Source organism: Pseudoalteromonas sp. Bsw20308, assembly GCF_000310105.2.
GTDB classification, from domain to species: domain Bacteria; phylum Pseudomonadota; class Gammaproteobacteria; order Enterobacterales; family Alteromonadaceae; genus Pseudoalteromonas; species Pseudoalteromonas fuliginea.
This window is the reverse complement of the sequence record NZ_CP013138.1, coordinates 3,717,837-3,744,833: the sequence shown is the minus strand read 5'-3', so window position 1 is coordinate 3,744,833 and position 26,997 is coordinate 3,717,837. Positions and strand designations below refer to the sequence as shown.

Sequence of the window (26,997 nt, the reverse complement as noted above, 5' to 3'; positions counted from 1 at the left end):
CGTATTAAAATGCGCCTTTATACCTAATTGACTAAAGAAGAGTTGCCATGACCTGGGGTTTAGAAACAGCACGCGCCACTTATAACGTTGCTCATTGGAGTGATGGTTATTTTGATATTAACGCACAAGGCGAACTGGTGGCTTACCCAGATGGCGACCAAGCAAAACCGGCCATTTCTTTAACGCAATTAACTGAGCAGTTTAAGCAACAAGGGTTAACGTTGCCGGTTTTAGTACGCTTTACCGATATTTTACAAAATCGTGTAGACACACTTACTAACGCGTTTACGCAAGCGCGAGCAAATCGTGAATATAACGGTAAATACACCTGTGTTTATCCAATTAAAGTAAATCAGCAGCGTTCTGTAGTAAGTAAACTATTAGCGCACCCAAGCGGACTTGTTGGCCTAGAAGCAGGCTCAAAGCCAGAGCTTATGGCTATTTTGGGCGTAGCAAAAGAGCCAATTACTATTGTGTGTAACGGCTATAAAGACAGTGAGTTTTTACGTTTAGCGTGTATTGGTCAAGCAATGGGCCACAGCGTAAAAATTGTGGTAGAAAAGCTTTCAGAACTGACCACACTACTTGAAGAAATAGACAACCTAGGCATTGAACCTGCTATTGGTATTCGTATTCGCCTAAACTCAGTAGGCAAAGGCAAGTGGCAAAACACCGGTGGCGAAAAAGGCAAGTTTGGTTTAACGGCAGGCCAAGTACTAAGTGCTGTTGAAGTGCTTAAAAAGCATAATAAGCTGCACTTAATGCAAATGGTGCATTTTCATATTGGTTCTCAAATTGCCAACATTCGTGATATTCACCGTGCTTTGCGTGAATGCGCACGCCACTTTGCTGAGCTTACGCAATTAAACGTACCGTTAAATACCGTTGATGTGGGCGGCGGCTTAGGCGTTGATTACGAGGGCTCTGGCTCACGCAGTGCGTGTTCAATGAACTACACAGTAGAAGAGTACGCACGTAATGTAGTGAATGCATTTGCAGACGTGTGCGACCAACATAACCTTACCCATCCGGCTATTATCACCGAATCGGGACGTGCTTTAACCGCTCACCATGCGGTATTAATTACCGATGTAATAGACGTAGAAAAAGCGCCAAATCATTTAAATTCAGAGCCACCGCTTGAAAATAGCGCATTAGTGCTTGATGAAATGTGGCAGTGTTTACAGCGTTTAAACCCGCGTATGGCATTAGAGATTTATCACGACGCTATGCACTTATTTAGCGAAGCGCACGATCAGTACGTGCATGGCTTAGTAAGCATGCTAGAGTGGGCAAAAATAGAGCAGCTTTATTTTACTATTTTACATCGTGTACGTGCATCGCTTAGTAATAACGCGCGCGCGCACCGTGAAGTGCTCGACGATTTAAACGAAAAGTTGGCTGATAAACTCTTTGTTAACTTTTCATTATTTCAGTCATTGCCAGATGTATGGGGTATTCAGCAGTTGTTTCCGGTTATGCCAATCGAAAATTTAACTCAGCCATTGACTCAACGTGCGATTATTCAAGATATTACCTGTGACTCTGATGGGCAAATCCGTGAATACGTTGAAGGTGCTGGTATCGAAACTAGCTTACCCATTCCAGAATATAAACATGGCGAGCAATACCATATTGCGATGTTTATGGTGGGCGCATATCAAGAGATTTTAGGTGATTTACATAACCTATTTGGTGATACCGATTCGGTGCATGTAGAGCTTAACGACGAAGGTTATGTGTTAACCAATGCCATAAAAGGTGATAGCGTTAAGGATGTATTAAAGTTTGTTGACTATGATAGCGCTATTTTAGCTGACAACTTTGCGTACCAAGTTAATAAACTTGATGTATCGACGCAGTGTAAGCAAGGTTATTTAGCTGAGCTTAATGCAGGCCTTGAAGGTTATACCTATTTTGAAGATTAATTTGTAAGCAACTGAAAGCGCAGTATTAGTTGCTGCGCCATGTTTAAAGGAAGTAGAAGTAATGTCAGTTATTCGCGGTGTACTTAGTATTATTTTGTACGCAATAAACACACTCTTTTGGTTTGTGCCTATTTTTATTTGTGGGCTTATAAAGCTTATCCCTATTAAGCCACTGCAAAAATTAATGAGCTGGGTTGCTAAACAATGTGCAACTATTTGGGTCACTTTTAATAGCTTAAATCAAATGTTATTTACGCCAACAAAACTTAACGTAACTGGCCTTGAAGAACTAAAACTAAAAGATTGGTACCTAGTAATAGCAAACCACCAAAGCTGGGTCGATATTTTAGTATTACAGCGCGTGTTTAATCGTAAAATTCCATTTTTAAACTTCTTTTTAAAAAAGGAGCTTATTTATGTGCCCATTTTAGGCTTGTGTTGGTGGGCGCTTGATTTCCCGTTTATGACGCGCACGAGTAAAAGCCAATTAAAAAAGAATCCAAAGCTGCGTGGTAAAGATTTAGAAACTACGCGTAAAGCCTGCGAAAAATTCAAAGAGATGCCAGTAAGTGTGGTTAACTTTGTTGAAGGCACTCGTTTTACTACGCAAAAGCATGCGCGCCAAAATAGCCCGTTCCCACATTTATTAAAACCAAAAGCGGGCGGTATTGCTTTTGTAATGCAAGCAATGGGCGAGCAAATTACTAAAGTGGTTAACGTCACAATTCATTACCCCGATGGCATCCCTACTTTTATGGATTTTGCTGGTGGTAAGGTAAAAAATATCAACGTACACGTGGAAGTAAGGCCGGTAAGCGAAGAGCTTATTGGTGACTACACCGGTGATTCTGAATTTAGAATTCGCTTTCAAAGTGAGTTAAATCGTTTATGGGAAAATAAAGAGCAAACATTGCAATCGCTTGAAAAACCATAAAGAAAAGGTAAAAAATATGAGCTTACAGTTATGCTAAAAAAGTGGTTACCAAATTGGCTTAACGGCTTAATTGTAGGCTGCGTGTTGTTTTCTAATGTCATACTTTTTGGCTCGCTGGTATTAATGCTGGGTCTTATTAAGTTATTGCTTCCTCTACCTATTGTTAATTCTATATTGCACAGCGCTTATCGTGGTTGGTGTAACGGCAATCGTTTAGGGCTTTGGTTAGGTTGCCCTAATATTGTGGTTGATATAAGTGGCGACTTAAACTCAAAACGTTGGTATTTACTGATTTGTAATCACGCGAGTTGGTTAGATATAACCGTACTTAGCTCATTACATGCTTTGCCTGCCCCTAAGTTCTTTTTAAAAGATGAATTAAAATACGTTCCTTTTATTGGCACTGGTGCGTGGGCTATGGGTATGCCGTTTATGAAACGGGTAAGCAAAGCGCAGCTTGCTAAAAACCCTAAACTCAAAGGGCTTGATGTAGAGCGAACTAAACATAGCTGTCGTAATTTCCGTCATCATCCTACTACCATCATTAATTTTGTTGAAGGTACACGCTATACGCCAGCCAAACATAATCTGCAACAAAGTCCTTTTAAGCATTTATTAAAACCCAAAGCGGGCGGCATTGCTTTTGCGCTTGAAGTATTAGCCGATCAATTTGATGCCATGCTTAATACAAGTTTAGTATATAGCGGCAAAACAGATCATGTTTGCCGTAACTTGTTGAAAGGTGAGTTAGATTCTATTTATGTTTCAATAAACGTAATGCCCATTAATGACAATATGCAGGGCAGCTATCAAAGCGATGACGTATTTAAAGTTAATTTTCAACATTATGTGAATGAGCTATGGGTTGCCAAAGATCAGCAGCTTGCCGATATTTATGCTCAACAAGATTTACCTGAACCACAAATCAGTAAGGAAATTGAAACACTATGACGAATACCCACCTGCAGGAGTTAATTACTCCTTGGTTTGATAAAGTGCCCGATGCAGATTTCCTGAGCTCAATTACAGCTACTGCGATTGGCGTATGTTCTCTATTAGTACTGTATTTATTTACGCGTCGTTTAATGTTGCCAGGCATTCAAAAAATAGTAACTAAGCTTTCTCCCGAGCGGATTGGTGCACTTTCTCCAATGTTAACCAAGCTCAACAAACGTATTGCAGGGTTGCTTTGTTGTGTTTTATTTTTAGCGACCTTCGACAGTGTTTATCCGGTTAACGAATTGGCCGCCGAAATATTAAAAACGGTGGGGCAGGCTTTATTAATTATCTACGTCGGCTTTATTATAAGCAGCATAGTGAGTATTGCTGGCGCTATTTATAACCAACTTGAATTTGCTCGTGAAGTACCTATTCAGGGCTTAATTCAGGTTGTTAAGCTAATCACCTTTATTGTGTGTGCAATTTTAATTGTGAGCATTTTTCTTGAGAAGTCACCCACTTATATTCTCTCTGGTTTTGGTGCTATTGCTGCGGTTACATTATTAGTATTTAAAGACACCATATTAGGCTTTGTAGCGAGCATTCAAATAGCTGCAAATCGTTTAGTAACGTATGGTGATTGGATCCAAGTAGAAAACTACGGCGCCGATGGCGAAGTGATTGATTTGGGTTTAAACACAGTAAAAGTACGTAACTGGGATAATACCATCACAACTATTCCAACTTATATGTTGGTGGCGGGCTCGTTTAAAAACTGGCGCGGGATGCAAGAGTCGGGCGGTAGGCGTATTAAACGTTCACTTAATATAGATATGCACAGTATTTGTTTAGTAAGTGATGAGTTTAGAAAGCAAATTGATGCGGCTATTCCGCTACATGACTATATCCGAGTAACGACACTACCTGCGCAAGTTTCTAATTTAGGGCTGTTTCGTCGCTATGCTGAAGGCTATTTAAAGCAGCACAGTAAAATTAATACATCGCTTACGTTAATGGTACGAGAACTACAACCACTAAACCATGGTTTACCTATTGAGTTTTATTGCTTTAGTGAAGACAAACGCTGGATTTCGTACGAGCATTTACAAGCCGAAATAATGGATCATTTACTTGCGGTATTACCCGTGTTTGGGCTTAGAGCGTATCAAAGTGTAAGTGGACAATTAAGCCCACCTAACGAGCAACAAACAGATAAGCCAACATTTAGAGTGATGGCAAATAGTGTTGTAAAAGACCCACAGCAATAAATAAAGCTAAGAGCCACCAAATAGGTGGCTTTTTAAATCGCAGCCATGCAAATGTAATTATTACTAACGCAACTTGCCAAAAGTTATGCACAGCCGATGTCCAAATTGGCGAATACAGTGCAGCCGCTAAAAAACCGACTACCGCTGCATTAAGCGCCGCTATTGAACTTGCAAAACGTGGCTTACTTGCCAAATTAATCCAACTCTTCTGAAACGCCAGTATAAGTAAAAAACCAGGCATAAATATAAGCAGTGTAGCTATAAGGCCACCCACTAAAGGTTGCTCAGTAGTAAGTTGTGCGCCTAAGTAAGTAGCAATAGTAAACATAGGCCCTGGCACTGCCTGAGCGCTCGCGTAAGCACTTAAAAACTGATCATCACTCAATGCTGGTACGCCAGCTTGAAGTACCGGCAGTACTACGTGTCCGCCGCCAAACACCATTGCACCTGCCTGGTAAAAAGGGGTAAACAAAGTAAACTCATGCCCTAGTGGAATAAAGCTAACACCAAGTAAGAGCGCAAATAACCCCAGTGCAATCCAGTTAATATTACTTTTTGTACTGCTAGCATCTTTTGCTACTGTGCCAAGTTTTAATAAAGGCCATATAGCACCTATTGTGGCAGCGGTGATTAAAATTGCTATTTGAGTTCCCATCATTGGAAATAACACCAAAGCAAGTGTACTCATTACCGCAAGTAACTTAAGCGCAGCACTTGTACAAAAGCTTTTAGCCATACTAAGTGTTGCATCAGCGACTATAACAACGGCAAATAACTTTAAGCCTGCAATAATAGCAAAGTAAATAGCGTCAAACTGATGGGCACTGATAGCCAGCAGCATCATTATTAAAAACGAGGGTAGCGTAAAGCCTAAAAAAGCAGCTATACCACCAAGTACCCCAGCCCGCTCAACACCAATCGCAAAACTAACTTGGCTAGAGCCAGGCCCTGGCAGTGCTTGGCTTAAACTAATAAGCTGCGCGTAACGGGCACTAGTTAGCCAATTTAATGTATCTACAAAGTGGCGCTTAAAGTAACCCAAATGCGCAGCTGGGCCGCCAAAGCTCATGCACCCTAGTAAAAAAAACTGTCTAAAAATAGCAATTAACATTGCGCTCATATCCTTTGTGAAATTCATTAAATTGTCACAAGGGAGTATGACATTTTTATTAAAACGGCACATTAGTTTGAGGTCTGTTTAACAATCAAGCAAGATGCGCTGCTTTTAACACTCTCTTCATAGTTTGTTCATACGTGTATTTGCATACTCCTGCTAAATTCTTATTGAATAGGTAACATCATGACTTTAACTAAATCACTTTTAAGCGTAACCGTATTAGCTGTATTGCTTTCAGGTTGTGTGCCGCAGGTGGCGTATTAGGTAAAGCTACGAGTAACCATAAAGATAAACGCTTTTTTATTGGTGCAGCAATAGGGGCACTTGCGGGCGCTGCTGTTGGCGATTACATGGATAAACAAGAAGAAGCATTTCGTGATGAACTTGCAGGCTCTGGGGTTGAAGTTGTGCGTGAGGGCGACAACTTACGTTTGGTTATGCCATCAAATATTACCTTTGCGACGGATCAATCGTATATTTCATCAGGTTTTAACGACACGTTAAATGCGATTGCAAAAGTAATGAATAAGTACGAAAAAACTTACCTTAGTGTAGAAGGGCATACTGATAGCACAGGTAAAGATAGCTACAACATGAACTTGTCGCGCGAGCGTGCACAAAGTGTAAAAGACTATTTAGTGAATCAACAAATTATGGCTGCACGAGTTAGCACTAAAGGCTATGGCGAAACTCGTCCAATTGCGACTAATAAAAGTGCAAATGGTCGTGCTCAAAACCGCCGCGTAGAAATTCAGATAGCGCCTAATACGCAAGGTTAGTTTGTAATTTATCAGATGGCTTCCTACTGCAAGCAAACTCAACGTAGTTAACGTTGAAAATAGTGACTTGAGATAGTTTATTATTCTCAGTTGAAGTTGGTTATAAACCGCGCTAATGCGCGGTTTATTTGTTTATTTAATGGCACTTTTAAACCGGTTAGCTGTCATAACTAGTTCTTTCATAGGGACATATTTATGGCAAAGTGGCGTTCGACAATTATTTTATCAATACTTTTACATGGATTATTGTTGTTTTTTTTAGCAACTTTAAAGGTACCTGAAATAAAGCAGCTGCAATCACCGCCAATTAAAGCCTATATAGTAAGTGTGCCAGCCAAAATTAAAGCAACACAGCAAGCGCCTCAACAGAGTGTTAATAAAAGTGTACGCATAGAAAAAAAGCCAAGTGAGCCGGTAAATAAAACAGTATTAAAATCAGTAAGCTCTTCTAGTAAAAAAGCAGAAAAAACGGCTGAACCGGTAAACTCCACTATAACAAGCTCGACCACAATAAATGCCCACTCTGCAGCATTAACGCCATATAAAAAAATCGACTTACAAAAAGGCCTTAATCGTATTTTACAGCAACAAATAGGATCTTTACCTGCTAGTACAACCTCTACTGGTACAACAGCTGATGAATACGCAACGGTAAAGAGGATCACAGTTCCAAAAGTACACTCTGCAACGGTAAAACCACTATTACAAATAGAGCAGCAAAGTATGCAATCTACTACCTATCGTAAAGGTGATACCTGTTTTAAAAAGGTGTTTATTGGCGCAGGCGTTATGCCAAAAAATGACTTACCAGATAGTTATTTAACCGCAGGGAAATTGTGCAGTAAAACTAAGTTAACAGAGGCTTATGATGCGGCTATGAACAAATGGTTTAGCAAAAAGTAGCAGCAAAGCCGCTGCTACTTTAATTAATTACTTGTACCAGCTCAATCTTTATTAAACTGTAATTCACACAGTTTTTGATACAACGGGTTACTTGCTAACAATTCTTGGTGAGTACCCGTTGCTATAATCTCCCCATTTTCCATTACCACAATCACATCAGCATGTTTTACCGTGGCCAGCCTATGGGCAATTATTAACGTTGTTCTGTTTTGCATTAGGTGTTCAAGTGCCGCTTGTACGTGGTGCTCACTTTGTGCATCTAGTGCGCTGGTGGCTTCATCGAGAAGGAGTATTTCTGGGTCTTTTAATATAGCGCGGGCAAGCACAATACGTTGTTTTTGCCCACCAGATAACCTAACGCCTTGCTCGCCTAAAAAGCTGTGATAGCCTTGTGGCAACTGTTTTATAAACTCATCGGCGTGGGCGTGTTTTGCAGCGGTATACACTTGCTCATCGGTTGCATTTGGGTTGCCGTAGCGGATGTTATGCATTACGTCGGAGCTAAATAAAATAGGGTTTTGCGCTACCATGCCCATTTTATTACGCAGAGTATTAAGCGATAAATCTTTAATGTTTACATCTTTAAATTTAATGGCTCCGCTGGCCGGATCGTAAAAACGTTGTAGCAATTCAAATAATGTAGTTTTACCAGCGCCGGAAGGGCCAACAATAGCCACAGTTTGGCCTTGCTCGATATTTAGGCTTATTTTATTAAGCGCACTTACGTCGGGGCGAGAAGGATAGTTAAAGCTAATGTTTTCAAGCGCAATTGCAGGGCTGCTACTTTCTTGCAGTAAATTACTATCTTGTGGGTTTAACGGGTTTTCTATTTCACTTTTAACAGCAAGTAACTCAAGTAATCTTGCTGCCGCGCCTGCTGCTCGTTGTAGTTCGCCATATACTTCAGCAACGGTTGCCACCGACATTGCCACCATAATAGCGTAAAACACAAATGCACCTAACTCGCCGCCGGTCATAGTACCCGCAAGTACATCGTTACCACCCACCCAAAGCATTGCGCTAATGGCACTAAAGGTTAAAAAAATCACTACGGCTATTAAAAACGAACGTTGTTTGATACGTTTTTTAGCCACGTTAAAGGCTTTTTCGGTCTCGAGTGCAAAGGCATGTTGCTCTTGTTCTTCGTGGCTATAGCTTTGCACTACTTTAATATTTTGTATGATTTCGCCGGCATAGGTACTTATGTCGGCAATAGCATCTTGGCTAGAACTTGCTAGTTTTCGTACCTTGCGACCAAATATCATCATTGGGACAAGTACCAGCGGTACACACGCTACAACTACTAAAGTAAGTTTTAAATTAGTAAACAACAGCATAGCAAGCCCACCAATCAACATAAGTACACTGCGCAGCGCCATAGAAAATGATGAGCCGATAATTGATTGCAGTAATGTGGTGTCGGTGGTTAAACGCGACATAAGCTCGCCACTGCGGTTTTCTTCAAAGTAGCTAGGGTGTAGCGTTACAATACGATTAAACACGGCTTTTCGAATATCGTTACTGACTCGTTCGCCAATCCACGACATTAAATAAAAACGGCTAAAAGTGCCTACTGCTAATAAGCTGATTAAACCAATAAGTACTAATACGGCCTGCTGTAATTGGGCCTTTGATCCTGCAATAAAGCCATGATCAATAACAAATTTAACACCTTGCCCTAATGACAAGTTAACGCCTGCGGTAACTAATAACGCAGCTAGGGCAGCTACTACCATCCATTTGTACGGTTTAATAAACGCAAAAACAGGTAATAAACTGCTAAACGCAGCTTTTTCGGCTATGGATGTTTCTTTTGACATAGTGGATTCTTTTTGAAGGTTAAGGTATAGATATGGCATCATCGAATTAAAAATCAATAGTATTAAATATCATCAATAAGGATTCGTTATGACTACAAATATAATAAACGGTGAATTTACAGTCACTTTAGCGCCCATTGAAGGTTATGCCAAAGGGCAGCAAGGCATTAACTTAGGACGCATGTCGATAGATAAAACATTTAAAGGTAGCTTAAATGCCACCAGCCAAGGCGAAATGCTTAGCGCCATGACGCCTACGCAAGGCAGTGCCGGTTATGTTGCCATAGAGCAAGTGTTAGGTGAGCTTGACGGCAAAAAAGGAAGTTTTGTATTACAGCATTTTGGCACTATGGATAAAGGCCAAGACAGCCTAATTTTAAATGTAATTCCCGATTCAGGCACTGGCGAACTTGAAGGCTTAAGCGGCAGTATGAAAATTCGTATAGAGCAAGGTATTCATTACTATGACTTTGAATACACTTTAGATAGTAAATAACCTTAATTCTGGATAATAAATCTATCTTGAGCAGCTATTTTCAGCGCTAACTACGTTGAATTTACTTGCAATAGGCCCACTATTGACGCGTAAATTCGCCTTGTTTTCACTGAAAATCTCTTAACCAGAGTTCAGTTTAAATAAAAAAGCATAGGTAAATACTTATGCGGATTAGCTATTGAAAACCATAAGTTATAAGGGATATAAATGGCTTTATCTGTTTGGTTGAGTTTAGCATTGGTATGCATGATGGGTGCAATGTCACCAGGGCCAAGCCTTGCAGTGGTGTTAAAGCACACGCTTAGTGGTGGCATGAAAAACGGTATGCTTGCCGCGCTCAGCCATGGTATTGGCGTTGGGCTTTATGCTGCAGCCTCATTACTTGGCTTAGGTGCATTAATGGCTCAATTTCCAACACTATACCAAATATTGGTGTATTTAGGCGCTGCGTATTTAGCCTATTTAGGTTTAAAAATATTGCTAGCAAAACCAATTAATAACGAGCTGCAAGTACAAAAGAGTGAAGTAAGTGCGAGTAAAGCGCTACAAGATGGATTTGCGATTGCTTTTTTAAACCCTAAACTCGCGATTTTCTTTTTAGCGTTGTTCTCACAATTTATAGATCCGCAAAATCTCACTTTAAGCATTGGTATTATTATGTGCTTAACCGTGTTTGTAATTGATACTGGTTGGTATTTATTAGTTGCAGTGCTAACTGAGGTGTCTAAAAACCGTTTTGGTTTTACCAAGCAAAATCCATGGTTAGACAAAATACTGGGTGTTGTGTTTATTGCCCTAGCCATAAGGGTGGTAATTGGTTTGTAGTTTTATAATCGGTTGTTGCTGAATTATTTGTACAAAATAGCTACAGCCAAAGCCCTCTATGATGCATACGTATTCATCACAATTTGATTACCTTTTAGTTACACTTTGTTGGTTATGTTTTAACTGCACTGACTGACATAACGAATAACAATAACTAAAAGGTACGCACACATGAAAAAATTCAAATTAAGCGCGCTAATGCTGGCATTATTTGCTGCAAATAGCGCAATAGCGAATGAAAGCCAAACTAAGGACGAAAGTAAACCTGAAAAAGTTCAAGCAGACTTAGAAGTAATTGAAGTGAGCGGCTTTAGCCGCAGCTTAATACAGTCTTTGAATCAAAAGCGCTTTAGCGATACGGTATCGGAGCAAATATCAGCGGATGACTTAGGTGCTTTACCTGATATATCAATGGCTGATGCACTGACGCGTTTACCTGGTATATCGGCGGTAAGAACCGGCGGCCAAGCTGCACAAATTAACATCCGTGGGCTTTCGGGCGGCTTTGTTTTTTCGACATTAAATGGTCGCGAGCAAGTATCGACCAGTGGTAGTCGTAGTATTGAGTTTGACCAATACCCTTCTGAACTTATTAGTTCTGCTGCGGTATATAAATCACCCAAAGCATCCTTAATTGAAGGCGGTGTAGCGGGCACTGTTGAACTTGAAACAGCAAGCCCATTAAATAATTCACAACAGCATAAATTTGTAGCCAATGTGCGAGGCATGTATAACGACCGTGCGTCAGAGGTATTTGATGCAACGGAGTTTGGCGACCGGATTAGTTTTTCATATCAAGGTAAATACCTCGATGACACACTTGGCGTAGCACTTGGTTATGCGCGATTATTTCAGCCAAGCGTCGCAACTCAGTTTATTGGCCTTGCTTACAATGATACTAAAGATGTTGATGGGCTCGCTAACGACACTAATGGGCCAACGCAAAATCCAGCAAACGAATACATAAGTGAAGGCTTTGAACTACAGCACTCAGGTGGAGAAGAAACTCGAAATGGTTATTTAGCCGCAATAGAGTGGGCACCTGTTGATAACTTTAGACTTAAAGGGGATGCGTTTTTATCTCGATTTGATAAAAAGTCATTTGCTCGTGGTTTTAGGGTGAAGTTAGGTGGCCCTTCTGCAGCATATGCAAATCCTCAGCTTGATGGAAATACAGTTATTGGCGCTGCTGTAAATCGAACTTCACAAAGCTATACTCGCGTTGAAATAGTAAATGATGATAACCAAGACTTTGACGAAGTAGATAGCTTTGGTGTTAACGCTGATTGGCAAGTGAATGATCGTTTAAGCGTTAATGCAGACGTGTCATTATCACGCGCTAAAAGTAACTTTAGAAATGGTTTGTTATGGAGCTTAGTAGCTGAAGATGCTAACGCAGAGGCCCCTGTGTTTGATACGAACGTTGCTATTAACTATCAATTAAATGGCCTAAGTTTACCCGATGTTGGCTTTAATCAAGCCGCTGCATTTAGCGATATAAACCGCGTTATGGTTAGTAAATACGGTATTTACCCGGATCAAACCGAAGATGAAGTAACCGCATTTAGGCTCGACTTTAAATACGAATTAGAAAACGATATATTTAGCTCTGTTGAGTTTGGTGCACGCTATTCTGATAGAGAATATAGCCGTAAGCGTTCGGTATTTGAATACGGAAATGATGGCGCATTTTCATCAACACAGCCACCGATGCGTTTAACAGACGAGATGACCTCAATTGTTGATTGGCAAGGTGAGTTTAGTTATTTTCCCTCTTATTTAGCCATTGATTTAGACAAAGCGCTAAACGCATGGTTTCCAGATGGGACACCACAACCAGTGCAAACATGGGGTAATGCAGACGGTGTTGATGACGCCCAAGGATATACTAGTAATTACTCCTGGACATTATTGCAAAGTGGTTCAGTGTTTGAAGATGTATTGGCCGCTTACGTGATGGTGAATATAAATACTGAAGTTGCTGGTTTAGCGTTGTTAGGTAACGTGGGTGTACGTCGAATTGAGACAGACCAGTCGGCAACCGTACTTGAAAACGTAAATGGTGATGCCCGCTTGGGAGCACAAAATATTGTCGACGAAAACGGGATTATTAACGACCTTTATGCACCCAATGTACTAGGGACAAAGTACACCGATTATTTACCATCACTTAATTTAAACCTGCAATTGAATGACAATTCTCAATTGCGGTTTGCTGCCGCTAAAGTGATGTCGCGAGCACCAATAAACCGCCTTGCCGGTGATGCCAGTGCTAACGTAAGTGATGATGGGGTCATTAATGGTTCGAGCAATAACAACCCATTTTTAAAGCCATTTTATGCTGACCAATATGACTTATCTTACGAATATTATTTTGAAGAGAGTAACGGGTCTGTAGCCGCAGCCCTATTTTATAAAAACATAGACTCGTTTGTTGAAACCTTATCAATCGAAAACTTCGACTTTAAAGGCAATGGTTTTAACGTACCTGATTTTATTGAAGACCCAATAAGTGGTGAACAAGTTGCCACAACCAATGGGATTTACACCACCGCCGTTAACAATGGCAAGGGCGGTTATATTAGAGGGTTAGAGTTAGCTTATACCCATGTATTTACGTTTTTACCCGAGCCATTTAATGGGTTAGGGATCAACGGTAGTTACTCTTACACCGAGAGCGAAATCTCGTCTATTACCAGTTTAGGAGGCGATACCGTATCGCAATCTTTACCTGGGCTTTCAAATAATGTAGTTAACGCGACTTTGTTTTATTCAAATAACAACTTCGAAACACGTTTAAATGCACGTTATCGTGATGAATTTGTATCTGAGCAAGTCGCTATCAACGAACAAGTTGTTAATTTTGACTCTGAAACGGTGATAGATTTTCAAACGTCATACAAACTTACTGATTCCCTCACAATGCTTTTGCAAGTTAATAACCTGACAGACGAACCGACCCAAAGCTACTTTGGCACAAAGCAACGCACCGGTACGACTCAGTACTTTGGTCGTCAGCTTTATCTTGGTTTTACTTATAGTCATTAATTTAGCAAGTTGGAGCGTTTAAAAATGAAAAAAATTAAAAAATATAGTTACTTCTTAGTCGCCTTAAACTTAATGCTATTAGTTGGATGTGGCAGTGGTGATGATGTGAAATCGGGGCAAGTGTTACTCACTTGTAATGTACCTCAAGTACCAAACGAAACTGGCACACAGTGTGTCGATCCTGAGCCGATTGAATGCGCAGCGCCAACGGTTCCCGACGAAAAAAATGAAAGCTGTATTGTTGGCGCTGATCCAACGTTACCTGATCCTGTTGTATTTCCTGGCGATAATGAGGCAATTTTATTTTATAACCGCGTAACAGACGCTAACTATGAAGGTTACCGATTGCATTCGTGGAATAACGATGTGTGCGATGCTTTTGCACCGCCTTTTGATACGAGCGATTGGGAAAACGGCCATGTGCATGATGGGATAGATCCGAATTATGGTGCTTATTGGATTATAAAGCTCAAAGCCGATTACAACGAGTGCGCTAATTTTATTATTCATATAGGCACAGAAGGTGATGGTAAGGCATTTGGTGATGTTGATTTAACAATGCCATTAATGCAAGACGACGAAAAATTTCAGCGTATGAACTTTACTTTACATGGTGAGCCGTCTGTTTTTGAGTTTCCTATTTTAAATTTAGGTGAGCGTCCGGTTGCTATTGCAGGGGCTTCTGCACATTGGATAGATTTAAATACAGTATTATACAAACCGAGTAATGAACTGAGTCAAATCATTAAATTATATAGCTCTGCAAGCGCAGATTTAAAGGTTGATGAAGAGACTGGATTAAATGGTCAAAGCATTGAGTTGATACAAACCAACTTAACCGATGAGCAAGCACTAAAAGTACCGCACTTGAGTGATTGGACCGCTTATCAAGGTAACTGGGATGCAGAGGCCGCTAAGCAATTAATTAAACAACAACTGCTAGTGGCGGGTTTTGATGTTGATGGCAAACTTCTTGAAGCAAGTTACGTTCAAACAGCAAAAGCACTAGATGCGCTTTATACGCAAAATGAAAATGATGCTAACGAGGCGCTACTAGGCGTTAATTACAATAACAATGCAATTGATGTATCAGTATGGGCACCTACGGCCAATAATATGATACTTAATGTGTTTGATGCCGATAAAGCACAAGTGCATAGCAGTGCAATGTTATTTGATAGTAATACTGGCATTTGGTCTATCAGCTTAGATACTAAATACGATCGCCATTACTACCGTTTTGCTTTTGATGTATATCACCCAATCACTAAAGCGATTGAAAGTTTATGGAGTACAGACCCCTATTCACTCAATGTATCAAGCAATGGTTTGTATTCGCAGCTAATCAACCTAAATGACGATGACACCAAACCACAGGGCTGGGATGAACGCAGTATACCGACCGTTACCAATCCAGAAGATGCGATTATTTATGAAGGGCATGTACGTGACTTTAGTGTGCGCGATACCAGTGTTAGTGCACCAAATCGCGGTAAATACCTTGCATTTACAGAGCGCGAAAGCGTGCCAATGCAGCATCTTAAGCAGTTGGCTGATAAGGGTTTAACTCACTTTCATTTACTACCAGTGACAGACATTGGCACTATTGAAGAAAATGCCGCAGAGCGAGTTGAAATAACCGATACGTTAGGTAAGTTATGTGAACGTATAAATGATGAAGCAGACGCTTGTAAAACAGAAGACAAGAACAGCACTATTGTCCAGTTGCTGCAAAGTTATTTACCAGGCTCTGACGATGCCCAAGCACTTGCCAGTGCTATGCGTGATCTAGATGGTTTTAACTGGGGTTACGATCCGCATCATTTTATTGCCCCTGAAGGGTCTTATGCCTCAACGGCTGAGGGTATTGCTCGCGTAGTTGAAACGCGCGCTATGGTGCAGTCGCTACACGAAATTGGATTAAGAGTCGTGCTGGATGTTGTTTATAACCATACAACAGCATCAGGTATTTGGGATAAGTCGGTATTTGATAAATTAGTACCCGGCTATTATCACAGGTACAACGAAGTGAGTGGTGGCATTGAGCAATCAACATGTTGTGAAAACACCGCCACTGAGCATGTCATGATGGATAAGTTTGTCACTGATTCATTAGTGATTTTAGCCCGTGACTTTGGTTATGATAGTTTTCGCTTTGATGTGATGGGGCATATGCCTAAATCATCTATTTTAGCAGCGCGTGAAGCGGTTCAAGCAATCGATGCAGATAACTATTTTTATGGCGAAGGTTGGGACTTTGGTGAAGTAGCTAATAACCGTTTATTTACGCAAGCAAAACAAGCCGATATGGCGGGTTCAGAGGTGGGTACCTTTAACGACCGTATCCGCGAGGCTATTCGAGGTGGAGCATTGTTTAGCAATAACCCAACCGATGGTAATTTAGCTGAGCAAGATACATTGCGTTTATCGCTTGCTGGGAATTTACAAAATTATATTCTAAAAGACTTTAAAGGTAATTCAGCCAAGGGCAATAGCTTTACGTGGAATACTCAGCCAACAGCATATGCACTTGACCCTGCCGATAGCATTAACTACGTCTCTAAACATGACAACGAAACGCTATGGGATCAATTACAATATAAACATGCTGCTAGTATGAATATTGAAGAGCGTGTACGTGCTCACAATATGGCGCTCGCTATGCCGCTTGTAAGCCAAGGCATACCATTTATGCAACTGGGCGCTGATTTACTGCGTTCAAAGTCAATGGATCGTGATAGTTACAATGCCGGAGATTGGTTTAATGCAGTTGATTTAACTAAGCAAAATAATAATTGGAATATTGGCTTACCTAATGCTGAGAAAAACCAAGAGAAATGGTCTGAAATAATGCCTATTTCGGGTAACCCTCAAGCTGCTGCACAACCGCAAAATATTGCTTATGCTGGTGGTGTTTTTCAAGAGTTTTTAGCTATTCGCAGTGCTAGCCCATTATTTAGATTAACCACAGAGCAAGATGTAATAGAACGTGTTGGTTTTCATAATGTGGGCAAAAACCAGCAACATGGCTTAATTGTTATGAGTATTGATGATGGCGAAGGATTAACCGACATTGATGCAAACAACGATGCGCTCGTTGTGGTTATTAATAGCACCGAGCAGTTGCTTACTCATAGCATACCAACGGCGAATGGCTTTGAGTTACACAGTATACTTAAAGATAGTGTTGATCCAATGATGGCTGCAGCTTCTTTTACTCAAGGAGATGGTGAAGGTAGCTTTAACGTACCAGCATACACAATGGCGGTATTTGTTCAGCCGCAAGACGATGGCCAAGGTGTAGGGTTAAGTGCTAATGCAACGGTAGGTGCCCCCGATGTAGTGCCTTTTGCGAGTACTGCCGTTTATGTGCGCGGCTCGTTAAATGATTGGGGTACTCGTGATGTACTTGAATATGTTGGTAATGGAGAGTACCGCTTAGCTGTTACGCTTAGTGCGGGTGACTATGAATTTAAAATAGCCTCAGAAGATTGGTCTACTGTCGATTTTGGTGCGCTATCAGATGCCGATAAAGAAGTAATTGAAAGTCAAAGTGAGCCCCTAACAGCTAGTGGGTCTAACATGACTTTTACTGCCGCTATTGATGCCACTTATGTGTTTGTATTTGATGCTAGCGATAAGGAGAGCCCAACACTTAAAATTTATAACGAAGAGCCATTTGTTGGTAATGCCATTTTTGTGCGAGGTACATTAAATAATTGGGGAGTCACAGACGAACTGATTTACAAAGGAAAGGGTATTTATACTTTTACTAATACTCTCGCTGCAGGGAGTTACGAATTTAAAGTTGCCTCTGAAGACTGGAGTTCGGTTGATTATGGCTCTGCTGATAGCGATATTAGTGCAACTATAGGCAAAGCTAAACTATTAGCACTTGGTGGCGCAAATATGACTATAGATATTGCTAATGATGGCGAATATCAATTTGTATTGGATGCGAGCGATTTAAGCGCCGTTACATTAATCATTTTAAATGCGGAAATGTTTGCTGATACGCAAGTATTTATTCGAGGCAATTTAAATGAATGGAGTACGGATAACCCACTTATTTATCAGGGTAATGCTACTTATACAACGTCATTAGCTTTAGAAGCGGGTGATTATGAGTTTAAAGTGGCTTCTGAGGATTGGAGTACCGTTGATTACGGTGGTGTAGGTGAATCCCCAATTGTAAATATAGGTGAACTGACTTTACTGGAAGCGGTGGGTACTAATATAGCTTTGAGCGTTGCTGAGCAGGGTAATTATACATTTAGCGTTATTGGCCCTGATAGAAATAATATAAAGGTAATAATTAATCAACAATAGCATTTAGAGGCCGAGCATTACTATATGCTCGGCTTCTATGTTTTAAATTAGAACTGATAGCTAACCGACATCATGGCAGTTGAGATACTCGACGTATCTATAATTGGCGAGTCTTCAATATCAGAGTCTAGTTGTGTGTAGTTAATCATAGCACTCACATTCCATTTTTTATTAAGCTGGTAGCTGAGTAGCATACCGGCATTATAATTCACTGTAGAGCCTAATTCGTATGCATCAAAAGTGTTTGATTCGCCCTTTGTAACACCGTAATAATAATTTGATACTTTGCTACTGCTTAGCTCAACTCCAAATGAAGGTATTAACATAATTTGTTTAGAAAGTTTGAATGGGTAGCTATAGCGAGCTTTTAATTTTGCGCCATCGCCATGGCCCAATATATCGTGTGACGCACTGGCACTTAAACTACCATACCCTGTGGTATAACTTACTTTAGAACCTGCATAGAGAGATATTTTGCGATCGTCGAGTGCTTTAATCTCGGCGAGATCAGAATCAGACGAATCAAAAAATTGACCGGGTTCCAGTATTACTGACCAATTAAACCCCTTATTTTCAACTAATTTGTAATCGAGTGCAAAGCCTCTAAAGGTTAATTTTTCACCTTCATAGTTGATCATAGGTAAGAGCAATGTTCTATTATCTGTGCCCGCATAGGGAGATTCAGTTGAAATAAGCCCAGCACCAACCGACCACGGAGATTTATCTTGCGCTTGAGCCATTAGGCTTGATAAGGCTAATGTGCTAAGTAACAGTTGCAAACTCTTTTTCACATAAATATTCATGATTACCTTCGCTATTAATGTAGTTATAAGATTTGTTATTGGTTTGACGCAGTGAGTGTAACGGTTATAAGTATTTTGAGTTGTAAGTTAGTGTGTGAAATTTTAAATATATGTAAGCAGCTGAAGTAAAGTGTTTAGTGGTTTTTTGGATTGCAATTTTTTATATGTATTACGAAATATAAGTAACATATTTTTAGAATAACTTTATATTTTTATATTTGATGAAATTGCATTCAATTTTGTAATGGAGTACTTTGAATTTTTATGGTGATTAGAAATAATATGATTATGGCTGAAATTATTTTAAAAAGTGCATCATTCGATTTTAAAGTAAAACAATACTGGATGGTTACTGCATCACTCATTAGTTTTTTAGCGTTGGTTATTATTCCACTCATCCCTTTGATTTTATTTATAGTGTGGTTGGCGGCTGGGCGAATATTAGCTGCGATGTCTGCTGAACTATTACCACAAAAGCTAGTAGTTAAACGTGGGGTATTATTTAAAGAGGAAAAGTCGATACCGCTTGAAAAAATAACTGATGTTGGGTTGAGCCAAGGCCCGTTAATGCGGCTCTTTGGGTTATATCGTTTAAGTTTTGAAACGGCAGGGCAATCAGGACACGGCGCTTTAGTATCTTTGCTCGGTGTAGTTAATGCGAGTGAGTTTAGAGAGGCGATACTTGAACAAAAAGATGTATTGGCTAATCAAGGTAAAACGTCGCAGCAGTCGACAGAGCAAAGTGAGAAAGAGCTACTAAGAGCGCTGACTTATAGTGTAAAAAATATAGAACAAATGCTACTTGTTTTACTGGATGAAAAACAACAAAAGTAATTTATCTTTAAGTATAGGTAGAGCGCTTACAAGGATATTTTTATGAATACGGATATAAAAAATATATTTAATAATTATCCTGAGACAGCAAAAAGTAAGCTTATAAAATTACGAGAGTTAATTTATACCGTAGCACAAGAGCAAAACTTAGGAGCTGTTGAAGAGTCTTTAAAGTGGGGAGAGCCAAGTTATAACGTAATAAATGGCAGCCCCATTCGCATAGGCTTTAAGGGCTCATCGTGTTATTTGTTTTTTCATTGCCAATCAAAGCTAGTCAGCACATTTAGAGAGTTGTATTCCCACAGTCTCACTTTTGAAGGTAACCGGGCAATTGTATTAAATAGTGAAAAGCCATTACCAGAACACCCAGTTAAAGAGTGTATTAAATTAGCACTGACTTATCAAAAAGTTAAACGCCTACCTTTGTTAGGCGCATAATTATAAGTACTTAGTTGATGCTTAAAATACGCTACAAATTTGATTTGCATCACAGGTAATAACGCTAACGTTTTCATAACCAACACGCGTTAACGCTTCTGCTCCCAATGTTGCGCGAGCACCACTTGCACAGTGTAAGTATATTGGCCGTGCAGCATCTTTTTCTATTTCCATTAATTTCATTTCGAGTAACCCACGCGGAATGTTTATTGCTCCTATAGCGGCTTTTGTAGCGTGCTCTGCGGGTTCTCGCACATCAATAAGTAGGCCTTTATTTTGTTCGAGCTCTATTTTTGCTTGCGCTGCGTCAATACGCCGCTGGTTAGGTGTGATAACTTTTAGTAAGTCAGGAATTGAAGTAAGCATTAGTCTGTGAATCCTCTTTTGCGTAAAAAAGACATTAATGGGCACCACTTTGTGAAAGCTGACTGCACTAAGTTAATACCTATGAATAATGTTAGAAACTGGAAATTACTATGTACAAAATAGCTTAAAAGTACTGATATTGTTACTGCACTACCGCCGATTAAAAGTATCGCATCGCTTATTTTCATTATAATCTCAATTTTATATTAGTAATACCTAATGTTAATTTATATTAGAGTTATCTAATGTAAAAGTCTATACTTAAAAGCATATTTATAAATGATGTGATTAAATGAATATTGAACAACTCGCTGTGAATGCAGAACAAGCCGAACAGTTTTTAAAATTAATGGCTAATAGAAATCGTTTAATGATTTTATGCAGTTTGCTACAAGGTGAGCAAAGTGTTGGTGAATTAAATAAAAATGTGCCCTTGGCTCAATCTGCACTATCTCAACATTTAGCCAGTTTACGCAAGGCGGATATGGTTATGACCCGCCGACATGGACACACTATTTATTACTCATTGACCGACCCAAAAGTTGAGTCGATCATTGCTTTGCTATATGAGTGGTTTTGCCGAGCAGAAAACACTAAATAAAAGTAGCTATTTCATCAATAGATTTTTTATCCAGTGCATGAGCAGGTACTGTTGCATCACCACTTGGGTAGCCTGCAATAAGTAGCATGTATGGGCGTTCGTTATCCCTATCGCGGCCACATATGTCGGTTAAAAAACTCATTGGCTTTGGAGTATGAGTAAGGGTTGCCAAACCACTGCGATGCAAAGCCTGAATTAAAAAGCCGGTAGCTAGACCAACCGATTCGTGTACGTAGTAATTAGTATTTTTATCATCGGTGCTTACGCCCCCCTTTTTTTGACTAAATACAGCTATAAGCCAAGGTGCATGCTCTAAATAAGGCTTATTGGCGTCGGTGCCTAACGGTTTTAGCGCATCTAACCACTCTTCACCTGCTCTGCCTTCGTAAAAAGATCGCTCTAGTTTTTCGGCGGCTTCTCTTATTTGTTTTTTTACATCACTGCTGTTTATAGCCACAAAATGCCAAGGCTGATGATTCGCTCCACTTGGTGCTGTGCCCGCTGCTTTTATACATGTCTCAATAATATTTTTTGGTACTGGGCGATCGCTAAAGCTGCGAATGCTATGGCGGCGTTGGCTAGTGGTTAAAAACTCGTTAGCGCGATTTAGCATTTCGTCGTGTGGGTATTCTATAAAGTCGTTTAATGGCTGGCTTTGGTGATCTTGCATGGCTTTTCGCTTCTTATATAAAGTATATGTGGTTTTTATACCGAGTGAATACAGTGCAAGCAAGTATTATGAGTTTAAACTATGTTTATTTGTTGTTACAAATTTGACCAGCAAGTAGCTTATGTTCCTATTTTTCTTGTGGTATAAAACATTATAAAAATAATTACTTATATTCAAGGAAGTAAAAATGCTATCAATAACAGGGTTATCAAAAACCTACGATAACGGCGTACATGCACTACAAGGTGTTGATTTAAATATCCCTAAAGGGATGTTTGGTTTACTGGGTCCTAATGGTGCGGGTAAATCTTCATTAATGCGAACGATCGCTACACTGCAATCAGCCGATAGTGGCAGCGTTGTATTTGATGGTATTGATGTGTTAACACACCCTAAAAGCTTGCGTGAGCGTTTAGGTTATTTACCGCAAGACTTTGGTGTTTATCAGCGTGTTAGTGCTTATGATTTACTTGATCATATGGCGATTTTAAAAGGTTTAAGTAATAAGGCTGAACGTAAAGAGGCCGTTGAAGGGTTGTTAGCGCAAACTAATTTATATGATCATCGAAAAAATGCGGTGAGTGGTTTCTCGGGCGGTATGCGCCAACGTTTTGGTATTGCACAAGCTTTATTAGGCGACCCTGATTTACTCATTGTAGATGAGCCAACAGCAGGTCTAGATCCTGAAGAGCGAAATCGTTTTCATAATTTGTTAGTGGGTTTAGGTGAAAGTAAAGTGGTGATTTTATCAACGCATATAGTTGAAGATGTGTCTGAGCTTTGCCCAAATATGGCCGTATTAGCTAATGGTCAAATTTTACTTGAAGGTAACCCAATTGAGCTTACGAATACGTTACAGGGAAAAATTTGGCACAAAGCAATGAGTCAAGCCGAGGCTTTGGAACTCGAACAATCATTACCGGTAATAGCGAAGCGTTTGTTTGCAGGACAAACATTACTCAGTGTGTTTGCTGACGATGCGCCAGAAGGGTTTGAGTCTAAGCCTGCTGATTTAGAAGACGTCTATTTTTCAACATTGCACCAACACCGCAATAAAGCAGCATAAGGATACTGATTATGTTGTTTAAAATGATGCAATTTGAGCTGCGCTATTTTATGCGTCAGCCCTCTTTCTATATCACGTCACTTATCTTGTTTTTTCTTACTTTTATGGCATCGGTTTCTGACTCGGTGCAAATAGGGGGAAGCAGCAATGTAAATATAAATTCTCCTTACGCAATTTTGCAAGTTATTGCGATTATGTCGGTGTTTGCTATTTTTTTAGTGGTCAACTTTGTTGGAAGCTCAGCTATTCGTGATGACGTGAGTAAACTCAACGAATTAGTTTTGAGCAAGCCACTGAACATAGTTCAGTATAAAGCTGGGAGATTCATCGGGGCTTATTTAGTCACGCTATTAGTGTTTTCAAGCACTATGTTGGGTGTGTGGGTTGGCAGTGGTTTTGGTAGCTTAATGGGTTGGTTAGACAGTGAAATGATAGGTGAAAACCAACTAAGTTATTATTTAGTGCCTTTCTTTTATATTGCAGCTCCTTCTTTGTTTGTTGTCTCATCGCTCATTAATGCTGTGGCAATGCGCTTTCGTAGCATGGTAACGCTCTATCTAGTTGCTGTTGCCCTGCTTATTAGCTATTTGGTTGGATCTAATATTTTCTCTGATATCCAATATCGTGAAATCTCAGCTTACCTAGATATGTTTGGTATGTCGGCAATGAGAATGCAGATGGAATACTGGACAATAGCAGAGCGTAATGTAATGGAAATTACGTTAACTGATCAGTTATTACATAATAGGTTAATTTGGGTCGGTGTTGCCTTACTAGCATTGGCAATTGCAGCACTCAATACATCTCATCATTTGGCTCAAAAGCAAAAAGTGAAAGGCAAGGCGAGTAAAAATAATAATACTAATTTTGCAGCTGCACTTAAGTTTAATATAACGGCAAAAGCGACGGGAAATAATGCGTGGTCGCAATTTTTAACGCGTACTTTTTTTGAAGTCAAACAAGTTATAAAAAGCTATTCGTTTGGTATTTTACTTATTTTATCTTTAGCGACATTAATTCCAGCGTTGGTAGGCTCAATGGGTCCATACGGAACTGATGTTTGGCCAGTCACATTTAGAATGGTTGAGCTTATTCAAGGTAGCTTTGGCATATTGATGATGATAGTACTTGTTTACTATTGTGGTGAACTTGTATGGCATGATCGTGAATCCAGAATGGCCGACATTATCGATGCGTACCCTGTTGCGAATTGGGTGTTCTGGGGCTCTAAATATGTAGCGCTGAGTGCTGTTTTATTATTGTTATGCGCATTTGGCTCCGTGGTGACATTGTTTTATCAAATGATGATGGGTATGGCGAACTTTGATATTGCACAATATGTAATTAGACTCGGTTATTTATTTGTACTCGGGCTTATCTTTCAAGGTGGTTTTGCCTTTTTACTACAAGTAATTAGCCCAAATAAATACGTAGGTATGGGATTATATGTGCTGTATTTTATCGCTACTTTGGTGATGAGTAACTATGGTTTTGAGCATAATATGTTTGTAATAGGTCGGACACCAGAGGCGCCTTATTCAGATATTAATGGTTATGGCCACTTTTTAACTGCGGTGCATTGGTATAATTTATACTGGCTAGGTTTTAGTATGATCATTGCTGCACTTAGCTATGCGCTTTGGCCTCGTGGAGCTGGGCAAAATTTAAAAGCACGCGTTCAGTTGTTAGGCTATCAGCTAGGCAATTCAGGTAAAGCGGTTATTGTATGTGGTGCCCTTATTTTTGGTGGTGTAGGAAGTTTTATTTACTACAACACAACGGTTCTCAATCAATTTATAACCAGTGAACAGTATGAAGACTTACAAGAGCAGTATGAGCGTGAGTTCGGTCAGTTTGTAGATGCGGCTTTACCTATTCCAACGGATGTTGTTGTTACTGCTGATATCTACCCTCAAGAACGTCGTATTACAGCTACCGTGATAATGCAGATAGAGAATAAATCGCAACAACCGATTACGCGAGTATTAGTAAATAAGCCTGATAATACTCATAAATGGAGTGTTGAGGTGGATGGCGCGCAACTTGGGGAGTTAAACGAGCAGTATCGTCATGCTTGGTTAGATTTTACTAAACCCATGCAACCAAACGAAAGCCGCGAAATTACAATGAGCGTAGAGCGTTATACCGAAGGGTTTGAAGATAGAGGAAGCGATGAGCGACTTGTGTATAACGGTACTTTTATTGACAACACGGCACTGTTCCCGAGTTTTGGTTATTCCTTTGGTAAGCAAATACAAGATAAAAGTGAGCGTCGTCAAAGGGGTTTGCCAGAGTTAAAACGCGGCAATAAAATTGAAGAAACGCAGTATCATAATCAACCTTTGTTTGCAGATAACTATGTAAGTTTTGCTGCCACAATTTCCACTGATGAGTCGCAAATTGCGATGGTTCCAGGTTACTTGCAATCACAAAGTACTAAAAATGGCCGAACCACGTTTGTATACGAAATGGATGCACCTATGTTGCACTTTTACACTTTACTCTCAATGGAACTTGAGGTGAAAAAAGAGCAGCATCATGGCGTAAACATTGAAGTGTACCATCATAAAGATCATGCTTGGAATGTAGATGCAATGATTCAGTCGACTAAAGATTCTTTAGATTACTTCTCTAAAGAGTTTGGTCCTTATCAGCATAAGCAAATGCGTATTATTGAGTTTCCTCGCTATCGTAGTTTTGCGCAGAGTTTTGCTAATACAGTACCGTATTCTGAAAATATGGGGTTTATTACAGATACACGTGACCCAGATAATATTAATTTTCCTTACTATGTAACATCGCATGAATTGGCGCACCAGTGGTGGGCGCACCAAGTGATTGGCGCGAATGTCGAAGGCTCTAATATTTTATCTGAAATGCTATCGCAATATGCAGCTATCATGGTGATGAAAGAAAAGTATGGTGAAAACAACCTTCGTAAATTCTTAAAGTATGAACTTGATCGTTACTTATTAGGACGCACGACAGAGCTTTATGAGGAACGTACACTTGCACGCGCCGCAGGGCAGCAGTATATCCACTATAACAAAGGTGCCGTGGTAATGATGGCCATACATGATTTGTTAGGTGAGCAGCGCGTAAATGCCGCTTTGCGAGCGTTTTTGCGAGATTACCAATATGCGCAGGAGTTTTACCCAACCACGTTAGACTTTATTGCCTATCTAAAGCGAGGAGCGAGTGAGCAAGAACAAGCATTCATTGAAGATCAATTTAATGCCATTACGTTATATGATTTAAAAATCAGTGATGTTGATGTGCAAGAGGCTGAATCTGCTGATGGGGAACATATCATTACATTGACTATTGCTGCAGCGAAAAAGCATGCCGATGGCGAAGGTAATGAAGAAGATGTACCGCTAGCGCAAATGATAGATGTTGCTTTATTTAGCGCAGATCCGAATGAGATACATAGTGAAAGTGCTGTGATCTATATGCAAAAGCACGAGATAAAAACGGGTGTAAATACCATTATACTAAAGGTAACTGAATTACCTAAATTTGCAGGTGTGGATCCTTTTATTAAGTTAATTGACAAGAAAAGTGGCGATAATATTAAAGCACTTTAGCTTTTAAGTGCAGTATAAAAAATGCCAGTTGTTTTACTGACTGGCATTTTTATAGCTATTGAAAGAGGTTATTGATAGCTAACAGTAAAGTTATTTTTACTATATATAAACTCATTTAGTAAGCAGCCCTCATCCTAAACTTTGTAGAAAATTGTATAAATTTTTGTATAAACCGCTACATTTTCCCCACACCTTCTTACGAACTTAACTCTAGTTATTTTGTACACTGTTGCCATTAAGAGTAAA

20 protein-coding genes and 1 pseudogene are annotated in these 26,997 nt (G+C 39.8%); 15 read left to right on the top strand and 6 right to left on the bottom strand.

Annotated features, from left to right (window positions below; genetic code table 11):
• Positions 1 to 47: 47 nt before the first annotated feature.
• From speA to D172_RS16405, 4 genes are all read left to right on the top strand, one after another.
• Entirely contained in the window at positions 48 to 1,928 is a 1,881-nt protein-coding gene (gene speA / locus D172_RS16420; protein WP_007376434.1) for a biosynthetic arginine decarboxylase, read from the top strand.
• Positions 1,929 to 1,989: 61 nt separating this feature from the next.
• Positions 1,990 to 2,862, top strand: a complete 873-nt coding sequence (locus tag D172_RS16415) for an acyltransferase (RefSeq protein ID WP_007376435.1) — start codon at positions 1,990 to 1,992, stop codon at positions 2,860 to 2,862.
• 30 nt (positions 2,863 to 2,892) lie between these two features.
• Positions 2,893 to 3,813, top strand: coding sequence for an acetyltransferase (locus tag D172_RS16410; RefSeq protein ID WP_007376436.1), 921 nt, complete (start codon positions 2,893 to 2,895; stop codon positions 3,811 to 3,813).
• Positions 3,810 to 5,069 (top strand): mechanosensitive ion channel family protein, encoded by a 1,260-nt coding sequence (locus tag D172_RS16405; RefSeq protein ID WP_007376437.1) that lies wholly within the window; start codon positions 3,810 to 3,812, stop codon positions 5,067 to 5,069. The genes D172_RS16410 and D172_RS16405 overlap by 4 nt, the downstream gene beginning before the upstream one ends.
• Here the strand turns inward: D172_RS16405 and chrA are convergent.
• A complete protein-coding gene (chrA, locus tag D172_RS16400) occupies positions 5,026 to 6,180 on the bottom strand; it encodes a chromate efflux transporter (RefSeq protein WP_007376438.1) in 1,155 nt (384 codons plus the stop codon). The genes D172_RS16405 and chrA overlap by 44 nt on opposite strands.
• Before the next feature lie 189 nt (positions 6,181 to 6,369).
• On the opposite strand from chrA, the pseudogene D172_RS16395 reads away from it, so the two are divergent.
• Both D172_RS16395 and D172_RS16390 read left to right on the top strand, forming a co-directional pair.
• Positions 6,370 to 6,965 (top strand): annotated as a pseudogene (locus D172_RS16395) (OmpA family protein).
• 195 nt (positions 6,966 to 7,160) lie between these two features.
• Entirely contained in the window at positions 7,161 to 7,868 is a 708-nt protein-coding gene (locus tag D172_RS16390; protein ID WP_007376440.1) for a hypothetical protein, read from the top strand.
• Positions 7,869 to 7,909: 41 nt separating this feature from the next.
• On the opposite strand, the gene D172_RS16385 is transcribed toward D172_RS16390, so the two are convergent.
• Complete coding sequence (locus D172_RS16385) at positions 7,910 to 9,688, bottom strand: ABC transporter transmembrane domain-containing protein (RefSeq protein ID WP_007376441.1); 1,779 nt, start codon at positions 9,686 to 9,688, stop codon at positions 7,910 to 7,912.
• 88 nt (positions 9,689 to 9,776) lie between these two features.
• Between D172_RS16385 and D172_RS16380 the strand changes: the two genes are divergently transcribed.
• From D172_RS16380 to D172_RS16365, 4 genes are all read left to right on the top strand, one after another.
• Positions 9,777 to 10,184, top strand: coding sequence for a DUF3224 domain-containing protein (locus D172_RS16380; RefSeq protein WP_007376442.1), 408 nt, complete (start codon positions 9,777 to 9,779; stop codon positions 10,182 to 10,184).
• A 207-nt stretch (positions 10,185 to 10,391) separates the two neighbouring features.
• Positions 10,392 to 11,009: a LysE family translocator gene (locus tag D172_RS16375; protein WP_033023353.1), complete on the top strand. Its 618-nt coding sequence runs from the start codon at positions 10,392 to 10,394 to the stop codon at positions 11,007 to 11,009.
• Positions 11,010 to 11,180: 171 nt separating this feature from the next.
• Positions 11,181 to 14,057: a TonB-dependent receptor gene (locus tag D172_RS16370; RefSeq protein ID WP_007376445.1), complete on the top strand. Its 2,877-nt coding sequence runs from the start codon at positions 11,181 to 11,183 to the stop codon at positions 14,055 to 14,057.
• Positions 14,058 to 14,081: 24 nt separating this feature from the next.
• Positions 14,082 to 18,386, top strand: coding sequence for an alpha-1,6-glucosidase domain-containing protein (locus D172_RS16365; protein WP_007376446.1), 4,305 nt, complete (start codon positions 14,082 to 14,084; stop codon positions 18,384 to 18,386).
• A gap of 47 nt (positions 18,387 to 18,433) precedes the next feature.
• Here D172_RS16365 and D172_RS16360 read toward each other — a convergent pair whose 3' ends face one another.
• Positions 18,434 to 19,189 carry a MipA/OmpV family protein gene (locus tag D172_RS16360; protein WP_007376447.1) on the bottom strand — a complete coding sequence of 252 codons (756 nt, stop codon included), beginning with the start codon at positions 19,187 to 19,189 and terminating at the stop codon, positions 18,434 to 18,436.
• A 288-nt stretch (positions 19,190 to 19,477) separates the two neighbouring features.
• Here D172_RS16360 and D172_RS16355 point away from each other — a divergent pair, with 288 nt between their 5' ends.
• Both D172_RS16355 and D172_RS16350 read left to right on the top strand, forming a co-directional pair.
• Positions 19,478 to 20,023, top strand: coding sequence for a PH domain-containing protein (locus D172_RS16355; protein WP_033023371.1), 546 nt, complete (start codon positions 19,478 to 19,480; stop codon positions 20,021 to 20,023).
• A gap of 42 nt (positions 20,024 to 20,065) precedes the next feature.
• Positions 20,066 to 20,461, top strand: coding sequence for a DUF1801 domain-containing protein (locus D172_RS16350; RefSeq protein ID WP_007376449.1), 396 nt, complete (start codon positions 20,066 to 20,068; stop codon positions 20,459 to 20,461).
• Positions 20,462 to 20,482: 21 nt separating this feature from the next.
• Here the strand turns inward: D172_RS16350 and D172_RS16345 are convergent, their stop codons facing one another.
• Together D172_RS16345 and D172_RS16340 are read right to left on the bottom strand one after the other, a co-directional pair.
• Positions 20,483 to 20,827: a rhodanese-like domain-containing protein gene (locus D172_RS16345; protein WP_007376450.1), complete on the bottom strand. Its 345-nt coding sequence runs from the start codon at positions 20,825 to 20,827 to the stop codon at positions 20,483 to 20,485.
• Complete coding sequence (locus D172_RS16340) at positions 20,827 to 21,015, bottom strand: YgaP family membrane protein (protein WP_033023357.1); 189 nt, start codon at positions 21,013 to 21,015, stop codon at positions 20,827 to 20,829. The genes D172_RS16345 and D172_RS16340 overlap by 1 nt, the downstream gene beginning before the upstream one ends.
• A 104-nt stretch (positions 21,016 to 21,119) precedes the next feature.
• Between D172_RS16340 and D172_RS16335 the strand changes: the two genes are divergently transcribed.
• Positions 21,120 to 21,428 (top strand): ArsR/SmtB family transcription factor, encoded by a 309-nt coding sequence (locus D172_RS16335; RefSeq protein WP_007376451.1) that lies wholly within the window; start codon positions 21,120 to 21,122, stop codon positions 21,426 to 21,428.
• On the opposite strand, the gene D172_RS16330 is transcribed toward D172_RS16335, so the two are convergent.
• Positions 21,421 to 22,098, bottom strand: a complete 678-nt coding sequence (locus tag D172_RS16330; protein WP_007376452.1) for a nitroreductase family protein — start codon at positions 22,096 to 22,098, stop codon at positions 21,421 to 21,423. The two genes, D172_RS16335 and D172_RS16330, sit on opposite strands and share 8 nt — an antisense overlap.
• A gap of 187 nt (positions 22,099 to 22,285) precedes the next feature.
• Between D172_RS16330 and D172_RS16325 the strand changes: the two genes are divergently transcribed.
• Positions 22,286 to 23,164, top strand: coding sequence for an ABC transporter ATP-binding protein (locus tag D172_RS16325; protein ID WP_007376453.1), 879 nt, complete (start codon positions 22,286 to 22,288; stop codon positions 23,162 to 23,164).
• A gap of 11 nt (positions 23,165 to 23,175) precedes the next feature.
• A complete protein-coding gene (locus D172_RS16320; RefSeq protein WP_007376454.1) occupies positions 23,176 to 26,751 on the top strand; it encodes an ABC transporter permease/M1 family aminopeptidase in 3,576 nt (1,191 codons plus the stop codon).
• Positions 26,752 to 26,997: the final 246 nt, after the last annotated feature.